Source organism: Dinoroseobacter sp. S76 (genome assembly GCF_049801095.1).
In the GTDB taxonomy this organism is placed as follows: domain Bacteria; phylum Pseudomonadota; class Alphaproteobacteria; order Rhodobacterales; family Rhodobacteraceae; genus Dinoroseobacter.
This window is the reverse complement of the sequence record NZ_JBNAGH010000002.1, coordinates 699785-720896: the sequence shown is the minus strand read 5'-3', so window position 1 is coordinate 720896 and position 21112 is coordinate 699785. Positions and strand designations below refer to the sequence as shown.

General features: G+C 64.4%; 16 protein-coding genes. 14 read left to right on the top strand and 2 right to left on the bottom strand.

The genetic code is table 11. From position 1 onward, the window contains the following. The first annotated feature begins 114 nt into the window (after positions 1-114). The 13 genes from ACP153_RS09280 to ACP153_RS09220 all read left to right on the top strand — a co-directional run bounded on the left by ACP153_RS09280 (position 115) and on the right by ACP153_RS09220 (position 15025). Entirely contained in the window at positions 115-1389 is a 1275-nt protein-coding gene (locus tag ACP153_RS09280) for an NAD(P)/FAD-dependent oxidoreductase (protein WP_424970691.1), read from the top strand. Between the two features lie 3 nt (positions 1390-1392). Then, positions 1393-3465 carry a hydantoinase/oxoprolinase family protein gene (locus ACP153_RS09275; protein WP_424970690.1) on the top strand — a complete coding sequence of 691 codons (2073 nt, stop codon included), beginning with the start codon at positions 1393-1395 and terminating at the stop codon, positions 3463-3465. Continuing rightward, positions 3462-5120 (top strand): hydantoinase B/oxoprolinase family protein, encoded by a 1659-nt coding sequence (locus ACP153_RS09270; protein WP_424970689.1) that lies wholly within the window; start codon positions 3462-3464, stop codon positions 5118-5120. Before ACP153_RS09275 ends, ACP153_RS09270 begins: the two co-directional genes overlap by 4 nt. Beyond that, positions 5121-5873 carry an SDR family NAD(P)-dependent oxidoreductase gene (locus tag ACP153_RS09265; RefSeq protein ID WP_424970688.1) on the top strand — a complete coding sequence of 251 codons (753 nt, stop codon included), beginning with the start codon at positions 5121-5123 and terminating at the stop codon, positions 5871-5873. Then, positions 5870-7771, top strand: coding sequence for a propionyl-CoA synthetase (locus ACP153_RS09260; protein WP_424970687.1), 1902 nt, complete (start codon positions 5870-5872; stop codon positions 7769-7771). The genes ACP153_RS09265 and ACP153_RS09260 overlap by 4 nt, the downstream gene beginning before the upstream one ends. Beyond that, positions 7768-8112 carry a RidA family protein gene (locus ACP153_RS09255; RefSeq protein ID WP_424970686.1) on the top strand — a complete coding sequence of 115 codons (345 nt, stop codon included), beginning with the start codon at positions 7768-7770 and terminating at the stop codon, positions 8110-8112. Before ACP153_RS09260 ends, ACP153_RS09255 begins: the two co-directional genes overlap by 4 nt. An 18-nt stretch (positions 8113-8130) precedes the next feature. Then, entirely contained in the window at positions 8131-8874 is a 744-nt protein-coding gene (locus ACP153_RS09250; protein WP_424970685.1) for an amino acid ABC transporter ATP-binding protein, read from the top strand. Between the two features lie 113 nt (positions 8875-8987). Next, positions 8988-9557 (top strand): PEP-CTERM sorting domain-containing protein, encoded by a 570-nt coding sequence (locus ACP153_RS09245; protein WP_424970684.1) that lies wholly within the window; start codon positions 8988-8990, stop codon positions 9555-9557. A 190-nt stretch (positions 9558-9747) separates the two neighbouring features. Further along, positions 9748-10329 carry a hypothetical protein gene (locus tag ACP153_RS09240; RefSeq protein WP_424970683.1) on the top strand — a complete coding sequence of 194 codons (582 nt, stop codon included), beginning with the start codon at positions 9748-9750 and terminating at the stop codon, positions 10327-10329. A 205-nt stretch (positions 10330-10534) separates the two neighbouring features. Beyond that, positions 10535-10732 (top strand): hypothetical protein, encoded by a 198-nt coding sequence (locus ACP153_RS09235; RefSeq protein ID WP_424970682.1) that lies wholly within the window; start codon positions 10535-10537, stop codon positions 10730-10732. A 70-nt stretch (positions 10733-10802) separates the two neighbouring features. After that, positions 10803-11468: a hypothetical protein gene (locus ACP153_RS09230; protein WP_424970681.1), complete on the top strand. Its 666-nt coding sequence runs from the start codon at positions 10803-10805 to the stop codon at positions 11466-11468. An 84-nt stretch (positions 11469-11552) separates the two neighbouring features. Continuing rightward, on the top strand, positions 11553-14324 hold the full coding sequence (locus tag ACP153_RS09225; RefSeq protein WP_424970680.1) for a PAS-domain containing protein: 2772 nt from the start codon (positions 11553-11555) through the stop codon (positions 14322-14324). Continuing rightward, complete coding sequence (locus ACP153_RS09220; RefSeq protein WP_424970679.1) at positions 14324-15025, top strand: response regulator; 702 nt, start codon at positions 14324-14326, stop codon at positions 15023-15025. The genes ACP153_RS09225 and ACP153_RS09220 overlap by 1 nt, the downstream gene beginning before the upstream one ends. On the opposite strand, the gene ACP153_RS09215 is transcribed toward ACP153_RS09220, so the two are convergent. Together ACP153_RS09215 and ACP153_RS09210 are read right to left on the bottom strand one after the other, a co-directional pair. Then, on the bottom strand, positions 15022-15762 hold the full coding sequence (locus ACP153_RS09215; RefSeq protein WP_424970678.1) for a response regulator transcription factor: 741 nt from the start codon (positions 15760-15762) through the stop codon (positions 15022-15024). The two genes, ACP153_RS09220 and ACP153_RS09215, sit on opposite strands and share 4 nt — an antisense overlap. Further along, positions 15759-18137 (bottom strand): ATP-binding protein, encoded by a 2379-nt coding sequence (locus tag ACP153_RS09210; RefSeq protein WP_424970677.1) that lies wholly within the window; start codon positions 18135-18137, stop codon positions 15759-15761. Before ACP153_RS09210 ends, ACP153_RS09215 begins: the two co-directional genes overlap by 4 nt. 221 nt (positions 18138-18358) lie before the next feature. Here ACP153_RS09210 and ACP153_RS09205 point away from each other — a divergent pair, with 221 nt between their 5' ends. Continuing rightward, positions 18359-21091 (top strand): molybdopterin-dependent oxidoreductase, encoded by a 2733-nt coding sequence (locus ACP153_RS09205; RefSeq protein WP_424970676.1) that lies wholly within the window; start codon positions 18359-18361, stop codon positions 21089-21091. Positions 21092-21112: the final 21 nt, after the last annotated feature.

The following is a 21112-nucleotide window of genomic DNA, read 5'->3' as shown; positions in this document are numbered from 1 at the left end:
ACCTTTGTGCTGATATTTAGAACATGCATTTCGTATATTGACACCTTGAGGGCGGGGGTGCAACATCCTCCGCAACAGGCAGATGATGCGTTAGCACAGGGGCACGGATAGAGGATGACAGTGGATTCGCCGATCTCTCTTTGGGATGTCTCTGCTGCGGAGCCGGATTACGCCGCACCCATGGAGGCGGACACGCAGGTCGATGTCGCGATCATCGGCGGCGGGTTCACGGGGCTGTCCACCGCGCTGCATTGCGCCGAGGCGGGGCTGTCCTCCCATGTGCTGGAGGCCAGACAGATCGGTTTTGGCGGCTCGGGCCGCAATGTTGGGCTGGTCAATGCCGGGGTCTGGCATCCGCCCGCGAAGGTGCGCGAGAAACTGGGCGAGACCTATGGTCCACGCTTTGTGGAGCGGTTCGGGGCGGGGCCGGAGACGGTTTTCAACCTGATCGAGCGGCATCAGATCCGCTGCGAAGTGACCAAGACAGGGACGCTCCATGCGGCCCATGCGCCCTCGGGGTTCGAGGATCTGCGCGCCCGCTACCTGGAATGGCAGCGGCTCGAAGCGCCGGTGGACCTGCTCAGCCGGGACGAGATGGTCGCCGCCACGGGCACGTCGGTCTTCCATGGCGGGCTGTTGGATCGGCGCGCAGGCACGATCAACCCCATGGGCTATGTGCGCGGGCTTGCGCGCGCCGCACGCGGCGCCGGGGCCGAGATCAGCACGGGCGTGACCGCTACGCGCCTGCGCCGTGAAGGGCAGGGCTGGATCGTCGAGACAGATCGTGGGACCGTGCGCGCGGCTTCGGTGGTGCTGGGCACGAATGCCTATACGGACGACCTCTGGCCGGACCTGAAAAAAGTCTTCACCAAGATCCACTACTTCCAGCTGGCGACCACCCCTCTGGGAGAGCGCGTCCAGCATATCCTGCCCGGGCGGCAGGGCCTCTGGGATACAGGGCAGATCATGTTCTCCCTGCGGCGGGACATGACCGACCGGCTGATCATCGGCTCCATGGGCACGGTTCTGGGCGACAAGGGGCAGGGCCTGTCCCAGCGCTGGGCCCGCAAGCAGCTCCGCCGGATGTTCCCGGAGCTCGGCCCCGTCACCTTTGAGGAGGCCTGGCATGGCCAGATCGCCATGACGCCGGACCACCTGCCGCGGATCTACAAACTGGCCGAGGGGCTTTACACCCCCATCGGCTATAACGGGCGCGGGATCACGACAGGTACCTTGTTCGGGCAGGCCATGTCGGGTCTGCTGACAGGAATGGATCCCACTGACCTGCCCCTGCCGATCACGGATGTCAAAACCGTGCCCTCCGCCCCGATCATGTCGCGGTTCTACCAGGCCGCCTTCACTGCCAACCAGATTTTCAAGAGCCTCTGACCCATGAGCCCAGATGATATTCGCGTCGGTGTCGATATTGGCGGCACGTTTACCGACGTCGCCCTGACCCATCCCGGCGGACTGGCCACCGCCAAGGTGCTGACGGACTACACCGCGCCGGAACAGGCCATTCTCGACGGGATTGCGGCTGCGGCGGAGCAGGCGGGCGTGGCCCTCGGCGACATCGCGCAGGTGATCCACGGCACGACCCTTGTCACCAATGCGCTGATTGAGCGGCGCGGGGCGAAGACCGCCTTCATCACCACCGAGGGCTTCCGGGACGTGATCGAGATGCGGTCCGAGAACCGGTTCGAGCAATATGATCTGAACCTCGTGCTGCCCACGCCGCTGGTGCCGCGTGCCCATCGTTTTACCCTGAACGAGCGGTTGGGGCCCGATGGCGAGGTCCTGCTGCCGCTCGATCCGGCGGAGGTCGCCGAAATGGCGGCGCGCGTTGTCTCGGGCGGGTTTGAGGCGGTGGCCATCGGCTTGATGCACTCTTACGCCAACCCCGCCCATGAGCGTATGATGGAGGCGGCCCTGCGTGCAGCGGCCCCGGATTTGGCGATCTCGATCTCTTCGGTGATCTCGCCCCAGATGCGGGAACTGCCCCGGTTCAACACGGTGATTGCCAATGCCTATGTCCAGCCGCAGGTCTCGGATTATCTCGGGCGGCTCGTGGCGCGCCTGCGCGAGACAGGGGTCGGGGCACCGGTCTTCATGCTCCATTCCGGCGGCGGGTTGATCTCGGTCGAGACCGCTTCGGAGCAGCCCGTGCGCCTGCTGGAATCCGGCCCCGCCGGCGGCGCGATCTTCGCCGCTGATTTCGCCCGGGCCCATGGGCTCGACAAGGTGCTGAGCTTCGATATGGGCGGCACCACGGCCAAGATCTGCCTGATCGAGGACGGGACCCCAAAAACCGCGAACACCTTCGAGGTCGCGCGCACTTACCGGTTCAAGAAAGGCTCTGGCATGACGGTCTCGACCCCCGTGGTCGAGATGGTCGAGATCGGGGCCGGAGGCGGCTCCATCGCCTCCATTGACCAGATGGGGCGGCTGCAGGTGGGGCCGCGCTCCGCGGCCTCCGAACCCGGACCGGCCTGCTATGGGCGCGGCGGCGCGGAGCCGACGGTCACGGATGCGAACCTGCTGCTCGGGCGGCTCGACCCGGAGAATTTCGCGGGCGGCTCGATCACCCTGCATCCGGAGGCGTCGGCCAAGGCCGCAGACCGTCTGAAGCTTTCGGCTCATGACGCGGCCTTCGGGATCACCGAGCTGGTGGATGAAAACATGGCCAATGCGGCCCGGGTTCATACGGTCGAAAATGGCCGCGATATCGAGCATTTCACCATGATTGCCTTTGGCGGGGGCGCGCCGCTCCATGCCTGTCGTCTGTGTGAGAAGCTTGGAATTGATGAGCTGATCATCCCGCCCGGGGCCGGGGTCGGCTCGGCCATCGGGTTCCTCAAGGCCCCCTTCAGCTTCGAGGCCTCGCGCGGTCTTTTCCAGCGGCTCGACGGGTTCGACCCGGACGCGGTCAATGCCGCCCTGACGGAGATGGAGGCCGAGGCCCACAGCTTCGTCGACGAAGGCGCCAAGCACGCCCCGCGCACCACACGCCTGACAGCGATGATGCGCTATGCCGGGCAGGGCTGGGAGATCCCGGTGATCCTGCCCCACCGGGCGCTGGAAGCCGGGGATCTGCCCATGCTGCAAAGCGCTTTCGAGGACGCGTACCGGACCCTCTTCGGGCGGATCATCGAGGGGCTCGCGGTGGAGGTGACGAACTGGCTGCTCACGGTCTCGACCGTCCTGCCGGAGGTCGCCCCGGCCATCCGCCACAGCGCTGGATCGCCTGCCGAGACCCTGCGCACGCGCCCGGTTTTCGACGCTGCCTTGCGCGAAACCGTCGAGGCCCGCGAGGTTGCGCGGAGCGCCCTGGGCGCGGGCAAGATGCTCGAGGGCCCAGCGATCGTGGTTGAAACCAACACCTGCACCATCGTGACCGCAGGGTTTGTCGTGGTGGGACAGGGCGATGGCTCCCTCCGCCTGATCCGCAAGGAGCGCGCCGCATGACCCAGCCCAGCAGCATCGACTATCAGATCATGTGGAACCGCCTGATCGCCGTGGTGGAGGAGCAGGCCACGACCCTGATCCGCACGGCCTTCTCGACCTCCGTGCGTGAAGCCGGGGATCTTTCGGCGGGGCTCTTTGACCAGGCGGGGCGGATGATCGCCCAGGCGGTCACCGGCACGCCGGGCCATGTGAACGCCATGGCCGAGAGCGTCACCCATTTCGCAGCCCAGATCGGGCCGCAGAACACCTTTGAAGGTGATGTCTTCATCACCAACGATCCCTGGCTGGGGACAGGTCATCTGCATGACATCACCGTGGTCACACCGGTGTTCCGCAAGGGCACGCATATCGGCTACTTCGCCTGTACCGCCCATGTGGTCGATATCGGCGGGCGCGGCTTTGGCCCCGATGGACAGGAGGTCTTCGAAGAGGGCCTTCTGATCCCGATCACCAAGTTTGCCGAGCGCGGCGAAGTGCAATCTCTGCTCATTGAGCTGGTGCGTGCCAATGTGCGCACGCCGGACCAGACCGTGGGCGACATGTACTCGCTCGCCGCCTGCAACGAGGCGGGGGAGCGGCGGCTTCAGGCGATGATGGATGAGTTCCGCATCGATGACCTGGAGGGGCTCTCGGCCTTCATCATCGACACCTCGCGCGCGGCGACCCATGCGGCCATCGCCGAAGTGCCCGATGGGCGCTACCAGCAGACCATGCAGGTGGATGGCTATGACGTGCCCGTGCATATGGAGGTCACGCTCGATGTGGCCGGCGACCGACTGCGCGCGGATTTCGCGGGCACCTCCGGGCCGTCGCGCTTTGGCGTGAACGTGCCCGAGGTCTATACCCGCGCCTATGCCTGCTACGGGCTGAAATGCGCGATCGCGCCGCAAGTGCCGAACAATACCGGCTCGCTGGAACCCTTCGAGATCACCGCGCCTGAGGGCTGCATCCTTGCGGCCAAACGCCCCGCGCCGGTCTCGACCCGCCATGTGCTGGGCCATCTGGTGCCCGATGTGGTGCTCGGCGCGCTGCATAAGGCGCTGCCGGGGGTGGTGCCCGCGGAAGGCGCTTCCTCGCTCTGGAATATCCAGATCTCGGCCCGGGCGTCGGACCCTGAAAGCGGGCTGCCCAACCGCGAGATCCTGATGTTCAATTCCGGCGGGACCGGGGCGCGCCCGGCGGTCGACGGCCTCTCGGCCACGGCCTTTCCGTCTGGTGTTTCAACCATGAGCGTCGAGGCCACCGAGCATGTGGGCCCGATCACCGTCTGGCGCAAGGATCTGCGCGCGGGCTCTGGCGGGGCCGGGGCGCAGCGCGGCGGTCTGGGTCAGGTGATCGAGATCGAGGCGCGCGACGGTTATGATTTCCATTTCAACGCCATGTTCGACCGGGTAGAGAACCCGGCCCGCGGGCGCGAGGGCGGCGGTGCGGGCGCGCCCGGCGCGGTGGCGCTCACCGATGGCACGGCGCTGCAATCCAAGGGCCGCCAGAAGGTCGCCAATGGTCAACGCCTGCGCCTCAGCTTGCCAGGCGGTGGCGGCTATGGCGATCCGCGGCAGCGTCCGCGCGCGGCGGTTGCAGAGGACATCGCCTCCGGGTTCATCTCGGTCGCGGAGGCCCGCGAGGCCTATGGATATACAGACGAGGACGAATAGATGAGCAAAGCTCCTTTGGCACTGGTGACCGGGGCCGCGCAGGGCATCGGATATGCCTGCGCGGAGGCCCTGAAGGAAGACGGGTACCGGGTGATCCTGTCGGATGTGAACGCCGATGGCGTGGCCGAGGCCGCCGAAACCCTCGGGGGGGAGGCCGCGATTGCCTGTGACATGGGCGATGTGGCGGCGATCCACGCCATGCTGGACCAGATCGCGGCGGAGCATGGCCCGATCTCGGCCCTTGTGAACAATGCGGGCATCGCCATGCCCGGAGATTTCCTGGACTACGCGCTCGAGGATTTCGACCGGGTGATGAACATCAATCTGCGCGGCGTCTTCGTGGCGACCCAGCGGGTGGCGAAGGCCATGGTGGCCGAGGGGATCGAAGGGTCCATCGTCAACATGTCCTCGATCAACGCTCAGGTCGCGATCCCCGCGATCCCGGCCTATTGCGCCTCCAAGGGCGGGCTGATGCAGTTGACCAAGGTGGCCGCTCTGGCGCTGGCGCCGAAGAACATCCGCGTGAATGCGGTGGGTCCGGGCTCCATCGACACCGCGATGATGGCGGGCGTGAATGCCAATCCCGAGGCCTTTGCCATGGCCATGTCGCGCACGCCGCTCGGTCGCGCGGGCTCGGCGCGGGAGATCGGCGATGTGGTCGCGTTCCTCTGCTCGAAAAAGGCCAGCTACATTACTGGCGAGACGATCTATGTGGATGGCGGGCGGCTCGGCCTCAATTACGTGATGTCATGAGCTACGCCGAAGCCTATGCACAGTGGCAGGCGGATCCGGAGGGGTTCTGGGCCGAGGCGGCGCAGGAGATCGACTGGATCACGCCGCCCAGCCGCGCCTTTGATCCAGAGCAGGGCACCTATGGGCGCTGGTTTCCGGATGGGGTGTGCAACACCTGCTGGAATGCGGTGGATCGCCATGTGGCCGCGGGGCATGGGGACCGTCAAGCGCTGATCTATGACAGCCCGGTGACCGAGACCGTGCGGCGCTTCACCTATGCCGAGCTGCAGACCGAAGTGGCCGCGCTGGCCATGGTGATGCAGGATCACGGGGTCACCAAGGGCGACCGGGTCGTGATCTACATGCCCATGGTGCCCGAGGCGATCTTTGCCATGCTGGCCTGCGCACGGCTCGGCGCGGTGCATTCCGTGGTCTTTGGTGGCTTCGCCGCCCATGAGCTGGCCACGCGGATCGATGATGCGGCGCCCAAGCTCATCATCTCCGCGTCCTGCGGGATCGAGCCCGGGCGGATCGTGGCCTATAAACCGCTGCTGGATGCGGCGATTGCGGAGGCGAGCTCCAAGCCTGCGCATTGCCTGATCCTGCAACGGGAGATGGAGCTGGCTGCGATGCAGCCGGGTCGCGATGTGGATTATACCGAGGCCGTCGGGGCCGCGAAATCCGCAGGCCGCCTGGCCGAGTGCGTGCCCGTGGCGGCGACCGATCCGCTCTATATCCTCTATACCTCTGGCACGACCGGGCAGCCCAAGGGCGTGGTGCGCGACACGGGCGGCCATATGGTGGCGCTGAAATGGACCATGGCACACCACTACGGGATCGCGCCGGGTGAGGTGTTCTGGGCGGCTTCCGATGTGGGCTGGGTCGTGGGGCATTCGTACATCTGCTACGCGCCGCTCCTCCATGGCTGCGCGACGGTGGTCTATGAGGGCAAGCCCGTGGGCACCCCGGATGCGGGTGCATTCTGGCGGGTGATCCAGGATCACAAGGTCGCCGCGCTCTTCACCGCGCCCACGGCCTTCCGCGCGATCAAGAAGGAAGACCCCGAGGGCGCGCTGATCGGTCAATACGACCTGAGCGCCTTCCGCACGCTGTTTCTGGCGGGCGAGCGCTCGGACCCGGCGACCGTGCAATGGGCCGAGGCCAAGCTGCAGCGCCCGGTGATTGATCATTGGTGGCAGACCGAGACCGGCTGGCCCATGTCCGGCAATCCGGTGGGGCTGGGGCAGGTGCCGGTCAAGCATGGCTCCCCCGGGGTGCCCATGCCGGGCTACGATATCCGCGTGCTGGATGATGCGGGCCAGCCCGTGGCGCCGGGCGTGCTGGGCAATATCGTGGTGAAACTGCCCCTGCCACCCTCGGGCTTTCCGACCCTGTGGAATGCCGAGGCGCGGTTCCGCAAAAGCTATCTCGAGGATTTCCCGGGCTACTACGCCACCTCCGATGCGGGGATCATGGATGAGGATGGCTATGTCTTCATCATGGCGCGCACCGATGACATCATCAATGTAGCGGGCCACCGGCTCAGCACCGGCGCCATGGAGGAGGTGCTCGCCCACCATCCTGACATCGCCGAATGCGCCGTGGTGGGACAGGCGGATGCGCTCAAGGGCCAGATGCCCCTGGGCTTCTACGTCACCAATGCGGGTGTCGCACGCGACCCGCAGGAGCTGGAGCGTGAGCTGGTGCAGCTCGTTCGCGCACAGATCGGCGCCGTGGCGGCCTTTAAGACCGCCGTCCATGTGCCGCGCCTGCCCAAGACCCGCTCCGGCAAGGTCCTGCGCGGGACCATGCAGAAAATTGCGGACAAAACCGACTTCAAGATGCCAGCGGCTATCGACGATCCCGCGATCCTCGACGAGATTGCAGGCGCATTGAAAGAACGGGGAATCCTCAGATGATCACGAGACTGGAAACCGGCCAACGGATGAGCAAGATCGTCATCCACAACGACGTGGCCTATCTCTGCGGCCAGGTCGGCGCGGGCGAGACAGTGGCCGAGCAGACCGCCGATTGCCTGTCGCGCATCGACGCGCTCTTGGAACAAGCGGGCTCGGACCGCGAACACATCCTGCAGGCGATCGTCTGGCTCCGCGACATGGCGGATTTCGCCGAGATGAACGCGGTCTGGGATGCCTGGGTGCCCGAGGGCCATGCCCCCGCGCGCGCCTGTGGCGAGGCGCGGCTCGCCCGCGATGTCTTGAAAGTTGAAATCATCATAACCGCAGCGGTGCGCCGCTGACCTTCGAGAGGACATGCCATGACGACGATCCCCGCGGTGCAACTCACCGATGTGAACAAGTTCTACGGAACCTTCCACGCCCTGAAGTCGATCAATCTGACCGTCACCAAGGGGGAAAAGATCGTCGTCTGTGGCCCCTCGGGGTCCGGCAAGTCCACCATGATCCGGACGATCAACCAGCTCGAAGAGCATCAGTCCGGGGTCATCGAGATCAACGGCCACCCGATTGCCGCCGATGATCCCAAGATCGACCAGCTCCGGCAGGATGTCGGCATGTGCTTTCAGCACTTCAACCTTTTCCCGCATCTGACCATTCTCGAAAACTGCACGCTGGCGCCCATGCTCGCGCGCAAGATCCCGCAGGAGGAGGCCGAGGCCACCGCGATGATGTATCTGGAGAAGGTGCAGATCGCGAACCAGGCCCCCAAGTATCCCGGCCAACTCTCTGGTGGCCAGCAGCAGCGCGTGGCGATTGCCCGGGCGCTTTGCATGAAGCCCGAGATCCTGCTCTTTGACGAGCCGACCTCTGCGCTCGATCCGGAGATGATCGGCGAGGTTCTCGACGTCATGGTGACCCTCGCCGAAGAGGGGATGACCATGATTTGTGTGACCCATGAGATGGGCTTTGCCCGCAAGGTCGCCGACCGCGTGATCTTTATGGATGCGGGCGAGATCATCGAGGAAAACGACCCCGAGAGCTTCTTTACCAACCCGCAAAGCGACCGCACGCGGACTTTCCTCGATCAGGTGCTCAGCCACTGATCCGAGCGGTGATACAATTGAGACATCCCGCGACGTAACGCGGATACAGAAGGGCGTCACAACCCCCGCATGAGCCGAGCACAGCCGCTCGGTCCTTGTGGAGAGTAGTGAGTATGAAGCCCCTTTTGATCGCAGCTGGTATCGCGCTGGTGGCCCCCACCGCCAACGCGACGCCTGTGACCCTGGAGTTCACGGCAGATTTCGAATTTCTGCCGCAGACCGAAAAGGGGTTCGAGATCTCGGGGCATGGGGCGTTGGTCGAGGATGGGCTGGCCTCGGAGTTCTTCGACGCCTCCCGGAGCATTGAGATTTCCCGTCAGGCGGGGGTGTTCTCTCTGCTGAGTCTCGAGATCGACCGCCGCCCGGATGTCCAGAACGCCTTCTCGCTGGAGGGCTATCTGGATGGCGAGCTTGTCTGGGAAAGCGGGGCTTATGATTTCGGTGATCAGCAGGGCGCGGGTGCGCTTGAAATCAGCGGGTTCGACACGCCCTATTTCGATACATTCCTGATCGTAGGGGCCGGGCCGGTCACCGATGACGATGCGCTCGATAACCTGATTTTCTTCAATGATATGACTTTCGACCTGCAGCGGGATGCGCCAGCGCCCGTGCCGCTGCCGGCAAGCCTGTTCCTACTGGGCTCCGCTTTGGCGGGGCTGGGGCTGCGGCGGTTTTCTTCCTGACGCCAAGGCCCCGCGCGTAACGAGTGCCCCTCCGGATGCGTCCTGCTCCGGAGGGTTTTTTTTTGTGCGCGCCTGCGGGCGGGCCACAGAGTGATACAATTGAAACCTGGCGCGACGTCACCGGGATACACTCCGCGGTCAGGGTAGAGGCAATCGGGGCGCGGTTGCCCCCATCCTTGTGGAGACCTGAATGAAAAGCCTAGCCATCGCCCTTGGTCTGCTGGCCCTTGCGCCCGCTGTGGGGGCCACCCCCGTCACGCTGGAGTTCGAGGAGGAGCTCGAACTGCTCCCCTATTCGGAGAAAGGGTTCGAAGTGACCGGCTTTGGCGCTGTGATCGAAAAGGGTCTTGGAACCTCTTTCTTTGATGCCTCCAAAAGCATGGAGATTACCCACGAGTCCGGGGTGTTCTCGCTCATCTCCTTTGAGATCGATCGGCGGTCCGATGTCTCGAACATCTTCACGCTCGCAGGGTATTTCGAAGGGGAGCTCGTTTGGGAAAGCGGGCTTTATGACTACACCGATTCCCAGGGGCAAGGCGCGCTCGTTGTCGGGCAGTTCGATACGCCCGAATTCGACTTGTTCCGCATCAACGGGGTTGGTCCGGCAACTTTTGAAGAGGCGATCGATAACGCCGCGCTTTTTGAAGAGATCACCTTTGACCTCAACCGGGACCCGTCGGTCCCGTCTCCCACACCCGTGCCATTGCCGGCCGGGTTTGTCCTGTTGGCGACGGCGCTCGGCGTCTTGGGGATCCGCCGACGCCCGAGCTAGCAGGACCGTTCCTCCAGTGTAACCAGTGCGCCTCCGGATGCTTCCCTGCTCCGGAGGTTTTTTTTTTGTGCCCGGCGCGCGCGGATACAATCGGTACGCAATCTCCACAATTCAGACGAACGGCGAAATCGCGCGGACAAAGAACGCTGCCAAAGAGGGCGGGTCCATACGGGCGCGCCATGCCCAAGACCAAAGGAGTTGGATTGTGTTTTTTGAGTTTAACGAAGCCCCCGTCGCCCTGGCTCGGGGCAAGGCCATCATCGAGCCGGAGACCCTGCAGGCGACCTTGGAAGGTACTGCGCTGTCCGAGACGGATGGCTGGGTCAGCGATGTGGCCCCGGCGTTGGAGCCCGAGGATCCGGGCATCGTTCCCCATATCATCCTTGATGATTTCATCTTCTGATTTCCCCTTTTCAAACGGAGACAAAGCTTTGAAAAAAGTTTGTTTTGCAGCGCCCGCTCTGGGTGCGCTCATGCTTACCTCGGCGGCCAGTGCGGCCCCGATCATCTATTCCGACCAAGCCCAGTTCGTGCAGGATACGGGTCCGCAATTCAGCGTTGATTTCAACGATCAGGCCATCAACCAGAGCTTCGGTGGCAGCACGCTGCAGGTGAACAAGCTGGCCTTCTCCGGTCCGGATCTCGAGAATTTCCCGGGAGCCTATAACCGCACCGAAGTGGGTCCGGACTTCTCCGGGTTTCACCTGGATGGGACGACCTTCATCCTCGGGGCCTCGACGCTGGACGAGGCGATGCGGATCGATTTCGACACGCCGATGCTCGCCTGGGGCGCGGAGTTCAGCGATCTTGCCGATGGCGGGCGGGAGGTTGCGGTCAATGTCTATGACGCGACCGACACCCTGATCGCCAGTCTGGAGATTGCGGATGCGCCAGACCAGACGCAGCAATTCATCGGCTGGGATTTCGCAGGGGAGCAGGCCTCCTATCTCGAGATCGCCTTTCTCGATGGGTTGACCAATATCGAGGCATTCGGCATCGACAATGTCCTCTTCACCATCCAGCGCGGCTCGGATGCGCCCGCGCCTGTGCCGCTTCCAGCGCCGGTGCTCCTCTTGGGGGCGAGCGGGCTGGCCCTGGCGGCCCTGCAGCGGCGGCGCAAACCGGCCTCAGCCGGCTGAGCGGGTCGCACCGTCATCACTCACGGAATTGCGGATGCGCAGGGGCGGCGTCGCGTGACGCCGTTCGTTTCCATCGGAGACCGGATGCCTGATACAATTGATACACTGAGTGACATGCTCGGGATATCTGACCATGATTGGTCTGGACCTGTGTGGCACAAGGCGGAACGCATGTCCGAAACCCGGTTCGATGTTGATGGCGATGCAGCGCTGGCATTGCTGGAGGATACATTCTCCGGCATCGACTACGGCATTGCGCTGCTCGATGAGAACATGAACTTCGTGCTCTTCAACGAGAAATACGTGGAGACCGCCTTTGCCGATGGGCTCGTGCCCAAGATCGGTGACAATGCCGGGGATCTCGCGGTCAAGCAACTCGCCACCGGAACTTATGTGGTGCCCGAAGATCTGACCCCGGAGGAGATGACGGCGGGCCTGCTGGAGGCGGTCAAGGGCTGCCAGTCGGATATCGTGCTGCCCCTGACCGATGGCCGGACGCTGATGGCCTCGTCCAAGCGCACGGCTCTGGGCGGGTATCTTCTGTCGATCGAGGACGTGACCATCCGAATGGAGGCGCGGGAAGCCGAGGAAGCGCGCCGCCGCGAGCTCATCTCGGCCTTTGATGCCTTGCAGGAAGGGGTCGCGCTCTGGGATGCGGAGTTCCGCTTTCTGATGTGCAACGACAACTACATGCGCATGATCACGCCCTACCGGGACACGCCCTGGGAGGTTGGCGCGCCGGCCGAATCCTGCATCAGCGAGGCCTTTCGCTCGGGCGCCTTCGTCATTCCAGAAGGGGTGAGCGAGGCCGAGTGGATTGAGGGCTACATGAGCTGGGCGCGCAACTTCGGCGGCGCGATCGAGATTAATTTCAAGGATGGGCGCACAATCTCGGCCTCGGCCAAGCAGACCAATCTGGGCGGGGTTCTGATCACAACGCTCGACGTCACCGAGGAGCGCAATTCCGAGGCGCGCGCGCGGCAGCTCTTGTTCGATGCGATGGAATCCCTCGACGAAGGTTTCGCGATCTGGGGCAGCGACATGACCTTCCTGACTTGCAACCAGCGCTACGTGGACATGATCCTGAGCTATCGCGGCAGCCCGTTCGAGGTCGGCACCCCCGTGGCCGATTGTGTCCGGGATATCTACCGGGCGGGGGTGGTCGTTCTGCCACCCGGCGTCACCGAAGAGATGATCGTCGCCGATATGGAAGACTGGGTCCGGAGCTTTGGCGAGGGGCGCGAGTTCGTCTTCACCGATGGCCGCATTGTCATGACCAACATCAAGCCGACAAATCTCGGCGGCTTCATGGTGACCGCGCTCGACATTACCGAAGAGCGCAACTCCATGGCCCGGGCGCGGGACATGCTCAGCGATGCAATCGAGGCGCTGGAAGAGGGGTTCGTGCTGGTCGATGAGAACTTGTGCTTCATCTTCGCCAATTCGGCCTGGATCGAGATCATGGGCGACACACAGCCCGCAGCGATGCTCGCGCCCGGCGAAAGCCTGTCGGCGGCCCTTGAGGCCCAGATTGCGGCGGGGTTCTTCGCCATCCCCGAGCGCCAGGGTCAGCAGGCCTATTCCGACTGGCTGATCAATGGGTTCGCGCGGCCCGGTCGCGAGATGCATTTCGCCTCTGCCGCCGGTCGCCAGTTTATCGGCAAGGCCCATGCCACGGCCTTTGGCGGTTCCCTGATCCAGATCCAGGACGTGACCGACCAGCTCGCCCTCGAAGAAGAGCTCACGCAGCAGCGCGAGACCGCCCACCAGACCGAGAAGCTCTCGGCCCTGGGGGAGCTTCTGGCCGGGGTCGCCCATGAGCTGAACAACCCGCTTTCGGTGGTGTTTGGCTACTCGCAGATGCTGCAGGGCAAGATCGAAGACCCCGCCATGGCCGAGCGCATGGACATGATCTGCCAATCCTCCGAGCGGGCGGCCAAGATCGTGCGGACCTTTCTCGCCATGGCCCGGCAACGTCCGACCAAGACCGAGATCTGCAGCCTGAACGATATCGTGGAAACTGCGCTGGAGGTGTCGAGCTATTCGCTCAAGACCAGTGGCACCGTGGTGGAGGTGGATCTCGATCCGGGCGCGCCCCGTGTGCTGGGTGATTTCGACCAGCTCGCGCAGGTCTTCAGCAACCTCATTGTGAATGCGGGCCACGCCGTGCGCAGCAAAGGCAGCGCCGGGCGCATCACCTTGCGGAGCCGGGTGCTGGGCGCCAAGGTCCGGATCGAGATCGCCGATAACGGCCACGGGATCCCCGAGGAGATCCAGTCGCGGATCTTCGAGCCGTTCTTCACCACCAAGGATGTGGGCGAGGGGACCGGGATCGGCCTCGCCTTCAGCCACCGCATCGTCCAGAGCCATGAGGGTGCCCTGACCGTGCGCTCCAAGATCGGAAAGGGGACGCAATTCTTCGTCTCCTTGCCCTGCAGCAAGACTGCGCCCTTCCCGATCCTGACGGCCCCCAAGGTGATCGAGGCGCGCCGGATCCTCGTGGTGGATGACGAGGATGTGGTGGCCCGGCTGATCGGCGATATGCTGACCGAAGAAGGCTTCTCGGTCACCTGCACCACGGATCCGCGCTCCGCGCTGCGCATGGCCGAAGCCGAGCCCTTCGACGCCATCCTCAGTGATTTCAAGATGCCCGAGATGAATGGCGAGACTTTCTACCGGGCGCTCGAGGCCATCGCTCCGGAGAATGCGGGCCGCACCGGCTTCATCACCGGCGATGCCATGAGCGCGCAGGTCGTGCTGTTTCTCGAGCGGTCCAAACGCCCCTATATCGAAAAACCCATAGTGAAGCCGGAGTTGCTGGCGCTGATTGCCCGGGCCGCCGGAGAGGAACATTGATGTCCGAACGGATTTTGATTTGCGATGATGAGGAGAGCCTGCGCCGGATGCTGGCCGATCATCTGGATGAATGCGGGTATCGCGTTGTTCAGGCGGCGGATGCGGATGAGATGCTGGAACTTTTGCAAGGCGAGGCGCCGGATCTGATCCTGCTCGACATCCGGATGCCCGGGAAGGATGGGCTGATGGCCCTGCGCGAGATCCGGGCGCAATCCACGGTGCCGGTGATGATGCTGACCGCGGCGAGCGATGTGGTCGACAAGGTGCTCGGGCTGGAATTCGGTGCCGATGACTATTTGGTCAAGCCCGTCGATCTGCGCGAACTCCACGCCCGGGTGAAGTCCCTCATGCGGCGCAGCCATGTCCATGAGGAGAGCCCGCCCCAGGATGGGCACCTCTCGGGGACCGTGCCTTTCGGGAGCTGTCGGCTCGATCTCGACGGGGCGCGCCTTTATGGCGAGGACGGTCAGGAGATCGCGATCACGACCATGGAGTTCAGCCTGCTGCGGGTCTTTGCCCAGAACCGGGGCCGCATCCTCAATCGCGACCAGCTGCTGGATCAGGCCCATGATCGTGCATGGGAGCCCTATGACCGCTCCATCGACCTGCGCATCTCGCGCATTCGCCGCAAGGTGGAGCCGGACCCGAGCAAACCGGAGGTCATCCGCACCGTGCGCGGGCTGGGCTATGTCTTTCGCTAGGGGCGCGCAGGCGCGATCCCATCCGTGGGGGTGAACACATAGCCAAAGCGGTGGATGGTCACGATCCGGGCGACCTCCGCCGGGATGCGTCGCCGCAGCCGCGTGATCAGGACATCCACCGTCCGGTCCCCCGGCGTCCAATCCCGTCCGCAGGTCATGCGGGTCAGCGCGTCCCGGCTTTGCGGCTCACCCAGGCCGAGCAGGAACGCATGGAGCAGCCGCGCCTCCGCCGGGGGCAGAAACGCCTCGTCGCTCCCGATCCTCAGGGACCGCGTGCCCGGGTTGAAGGCCAGCGTCCCGCAGGTGATCGGCGCGTTATCCGCTGCCGCGCGGGATTGCGCCCGGTCCTGCAGCACGGCGCGCACCCGACCGGAGAGCTCCGCTGGGTTGAAGGGCTTTGTGACATATTCCGCCGCCCCAAGGCCTAGCCCGAGGATCTTGTCCCGCGTCTCATCCATGGCGCTGAGCACGATCACCGGGCAATCGCAGCTCTGCTTGATCGTCTGCAACAAAAGCAGCCCGTCGCTATCGGGCAGTTTGCGGTCCAGCAGGATCAGATCAAAGGCCGTGCGCGCCAGATGGGCCTCCGCCTCCCGTGCGGTGCTGGCGGACAGGTAGCTGCCCCCGGCCATGCGCACGATATCCGCGAGCATCAGCTGCACCACCGGATCATCCTCGACACACAGCACCGCGCCGAGCTTTGCCGCATGTCGCGCCGGGGCGGGGCCGAGGGTCATCGCGCCTCCGCGCGCGCGGTGAGGGCCAACCAGGAGGGCACTTGCGACAGATCCCGGTCAAGGGTGGTCAGCATCGGGGCGACCTCCTCGGGCTGGGTATGCTCGGGCCAGCGCTGCTCCAGTGCGCGGAGGGGGGCCTCCAACTCGCAGAGGCCGAGGATCGCGGTGCTGCCCGCGAGGCGATGCGCCTGCGGGGCGAGATCCGGGCTCGGGCCACCCGCGCGCGCGGCGCGCAGGTCCTGACGAAATGCCTCCCACGCGGCTTCAAAGGCCTGCAGCATGGCGGTGACTGTTTCCGGCGACAGCCCCTCGAGGCTGGCCTGTGCCGCACTGGCCGCGGGGGAGGTGCACGGCTGCGGCGCGGTGTTGAGCGCGCTGGCGAGCGTCGCCTGATCCACGGGCTTGGCGAGGATCCCATCAAAGAGATGGCGCAGGGTCTCGCTGCGCTCCAACGCTTCGACATTGGCCGTCAGCGCCACATAGCGCGGCCCGGCCGGCAGCCGGTCGCGCAGGGCGCGCACGAGGCTTGGGCCATCGCCATCGGGCAGGGTGTAATCCACCACATAGACGTCGAAACCGCCTTGCGCAGTGGCGGCCCGCGCGGCCGCGAGCGTGCCCGCATGGGTGACGGCGAAGCCCAGACGCTCCAGCTGGCGGGTGGTGACCGTGCTGCCGATCGGGTCGTCATCCACCAGCAGACAGCGCTGGCGGGCGGCGAGCGTTGCGCTGGCGCGCTGCGGCGCGGCCACGGGGTCCGGGCCTGGCGCCTCGGCGGGGTCAAAGGGGATCTCGAACCAGACCACAGCGCCAGTGTCGTGGTTGCGATAGCCGATCCGGCCACGCATGGCCTCCACCAGATGATGCGCGATGGCGAGCCCGAGCCCCGCGCCACCGCTTCCGGTCTCGCGCGCCTTCGTCTTCTCCCAAGGTTTGAAAAGCGCCTCCGCATCGGCCTCGGGCAGGCCCGGTCCGTGATCGCGCACCTCAAAACGCAGGGCCGGGGCCTCGCTGCTGCACCGCTGGATCGCGACGACCACGCCATGCCCGTCATCCGCCCGGATCGCGTTCGAAATGAGGTTGCTCAGCACCTGCTGGACCATGGCCCAGTCGATCCGCACCCAGCGGGGCAGATCGCCCGCAATCTCGAGGCTGAGATTGGCGCTCTCGCGGCCCTGACCCACCGTCGCGATCCGCTCATAGGTGGTCAGCACCTGCGCGAGGTCCAGCGTCGTCACCCGCGGCTCAGGCGGGTCATTGGCGAGCTTGGAGTAGTCGAGCACGTTGCTCAGCGTCTGCAGCAGGGTCTGGCCCGCCGTTTCGATCAGGTCGAGATAGTTCTGGGCCGAGGCGGTGTCTGCCGTCCGCAAAAGCTCCGTCGCGCCCAGAACGGAATGGAGCGGCGTGCGGATCTCATGGCTCATGGTGGCCAGAAACCGCGACATGCCGCGCTCGGATTGCTCGGCCCGCTCGGCGGCGCGGCGATGCTCGGTCACATCGCTGAGCAGCATCACATGGCCGATCGAGGTGTTGTCCACCGCATCATGGAGCCCGCGCATCCGCACGTCGAAACAGCGCGCGCCCTTCAATGTGCTCAGCCAGACCGAGCGATCCGTTTCGGTCATGGCCTCGATCGTCTGGTCGATCACCTCTTGCAGGGCGTTCTTTTTCTGCCGCATGAGGCGGAGATAGATGATCTCGCCCGCAACCATGTCGCCCAGAAAGGTCTCGGCTGCGGCCTCATTGGCGTTGAGCAGATTGTAGGACTTGTCGAGCAGGAAGGCGGGGCTGCGCAGGCTCTCGAAGATTGCGAAATAGCGGTCCTTGTCGAGGGTGATGGCGCGCGCGCGCTCCTGCAACTCGCGCAGGCGGACATTGTCATCGGAATTGTGCCAATCGGCGGAGATGCTGAGCTCGGTCTCGTCAAAGAAATCCCGCACCCGGTCCGTCACAGTGCCCGGCGCGCCGTCCAGCAGCCCCTCCAGCTCGCGGATATAGAGATTGCGGAAATGCTTCAGCAGGCCGACATACATCGGCATCGTGATCCCGAGAGAGCGGTGCCGCCGGGCAATCTGGCGCATGCGGGCAAAGCGTGGATCGGTGCGGTAGTCCAGGGCCGCCTGCGGGCCCGGGGCTGCCTCTGGCTGGGCGGCCAGATAGGTGCCCAGGCTTTCCGTCACGCTCAGGATCGCCTCGACCCATGCGGCGCGGATCGTTGTCGTGAAGGGCGCATAGCCGTTCCGCTTGGCGATCTCGATAGATTGGTCGACCAGCGTCTCGAGCCGGCTTTCGAGAAAGCGCGTCACGGCTGCAACGCTGTCCGCATGATCCGTCGCGGACGGATCGCTCGTGGCGAGATCCTTCGGGTTCATCTGCATAGCGGCCCCTGAGGGCCGTCCTCCCATGCTATGCCTTGGCCCGTACTACAGCAGCAATTGCCCTCTGACGGAACCCGCCTGCGCGGTTGTTTACAACTCGTTTACATCTCCTAACAACTTCGCAGCCTTTGACCGAAGCTCCCTCGCTATCCTGATCGCAACGAAAATCAGCCCACCCGGACGTTGGTCCGGTCAGGGCGACGACAGACGGGAGGGACAAAATGCTGCGCATGAAGCGTCGGGATTTCCTGAAGAATTCAACGCTGGTCGGGGCCGGGGTGCTCGCGGCCGACAAGGCCTGGTCACTCAACCGGCTCGAGCCCATCGAGGACACGCTGAGCGACGAATACCCCTATCGCGACTGGGAGGATCTCTACCGTCGCGAATTCACCTGGGACAAGATCGGCAAGGCCGCCCATTGCATCAACTGCGTGGGGAACTGCGCCTTTGACGTCTATGTGAAGGACGGGATCGTGCTGCGCGAGGAGCAGCTCGCCAAATACCCCCAGATCAATCCGAACGTGCCCGATGCCAACCCGCGGGGCTGCCAAAAGGGCTCGATCCATTCGGCCGCCATGTATGAGGGCGACCGGCTGCGCTATCCGCTCAAGCGCGTGGGCGCGCGCGGCGAGGGCAAATGGCAGCGCATGGAATGGGACGAGATCACCGAAGAGATCGCCGACAAGATCATCGACATTTTCGAGAAGCACGGGCCGGGCAAGATGATGACCCATACGGGCTCCGGCAACCTCTCCATGGTGCGCTTCGCAGCGCCTTACCGCTTTGCGTCGCTGGTGGGCGGGGTGCAGCTCGACATCTTCACGGATGTGGGGGACCTGAACACGGGCGCCCATCTGGCCTATGGCAACCCGCTGGAGAGCTTTACGTCGGATGCATGGTTCGACGCCGACTACATCATGATGTCGCTCTTCAATCCGAACGCGACCCGGATCCCCGATGCCCATTACCTCTGGGAGGCGAAGTATAACGGCGCCCGCGTGGTCTCGGTCGCACCGGATTATAACCCGTCCTCGATCCATGCGGATCTCTGGATGCCGATCAAGCAGGGCGCCGACCCGCATCTGGCCATGTCCTTTGTCCACGTGATCATCGAGGACAAGCTCTACAAGCCGGATTTCATGAAGGAGCAGACCGACCTGCCGGTGCTGGTGCGGCTCGACACAGGCAAGATGCTGCGCGAGGCGGATCTGGTCGATGGCGGCTCGGACCAGAATTTCTATCACTGGGATACGATCTCGGGCGCACCGGTCATGCTCAAGGGCTCCATGGGTTCCGAAGAGAAGACACTGGTGCTGGACGGGATCGACCCGGCGCTGGAGGGGACCTTCACCGTCGAGGGGATCGAGGTCACCACGGTCTTCGAGAAGGTGAAGGCAGAGGCCGCGAAGTATTCGCCGGAGGCCATGGCCGAGGAAACCGGTATCGCCGCGCGGACCGTGCGCGAGGAGGCCAAGCGCTTTGCCGAGGCCAAGAAAGCGATCCTGATGCTGGGCTTCAATGTGGGCCGCTATTCCAACGGGATCTACACGGGCTGGGCGCAGTCGCTGATGCTCGCGCTCACCGGGCATGGCGGCAAGACCGGGGGGCTCGACACTTCCTGGATTGACTGGAAGCACATCCCCTGGCTGCAACTCGCTCTGTTTGGCTTTGAGAAGTTCCCGCGGCTCGAGCCCGGAGGCCTCGGCGAGTTCCAGCGCGGTCACATGATCGAGCATGCGCGCGAGTATTTCGACGCCGACAAGCTCAAGGAACGGGTCGGGTTCAACGTCGATGAGATGGAGGAGATGATCAACGAGAGCATCGGCGAAGGCTGGATGCCCTATCACGGCGACATGAAGGGGCTGATCTCGATCGCCGATAATAAGTTCCGCCGCAACAAGTTCGCCGACCGCTATCGCGAGCGGATCCTGGAGGAGGTCGAGGAGCTCTTTGTCGACATCAATGTCCGCATGGACAGCACCGCCCAATGGGCCGATTACCTGCTGCCCGCGGCCAGCCATTACGAGGCCTGGGATCTGCGCTCTGTCGGATTTCACAGATTTATCAATGTGTTTTCGCGCCCGGTTGATCCAATAGGTGAGGCGAAGCCCGATTGGGATATCATGGTTCTCCTGACCCAGAAGATCCAGGAACGCGCGTTGGCGCGCGGGGTCAGCGGCTATCAGGACGGCGATGTCAGCCGGGATCTGCACACGATCCATGACGACTTCACCATGAACGGCACGATCATGACCGACTACGACGCCACCAATTGGCTCGTGGAGAACAGCCCGGAAATGGGCGGCGTGACCCTGGAGGAGGCCGCCGAGCGGGGCTTCATCGTCATGAATGCCGAAGGGGGCAACAACCAGCCCATCCCGCCGGATGAACCCTATAACCCCTTTGTCGCCCAGACCCAGGACAAGAAGCCCTACGAGACCCTGACGGGCCGCGTGACCTTCTATTGCGACCACCCGACCTTTGAGCGGATGGGCGCGGTGGTTCCCACGGCGCGGCACCATGCGGGGAGCGGGGCGTCGAACTATCCGCTGTCCTTCTACTCGCCGCATACCCGCTGGGGCATCCATTCGAATTGGCGTTCGAACAAGTTCATGCTGCGCCTCCAGCGGGGCGAGCCGAACATCTATATCAGCCCGATCCTGGCGGCCCAGAAGGGCATCACCGACGGCTCCCGGGTGCGGATCTTCAACAGCGCGGGCGAGTTCTTTGCCCAGGCCAAGTTCTATCCGTCCATGCCCGAGGGCTCGATCATGATGGAGCATGGCTGGGAGCCGCACCAATACGAGCAGATGAAACCCATGAACAACACCATGGCCACCCTGATCCAGCCGCTCGAGCTGGCCGGAGGCTGGGGGCATCTGGGCTTCAAGCTCTTCAAATGGAACGCAAACCAGCTGGCGCATGAAAGCAGCGTCGACGTGGAGCCGGCGTAAGCCGCGCCGCGAGGGAGGATT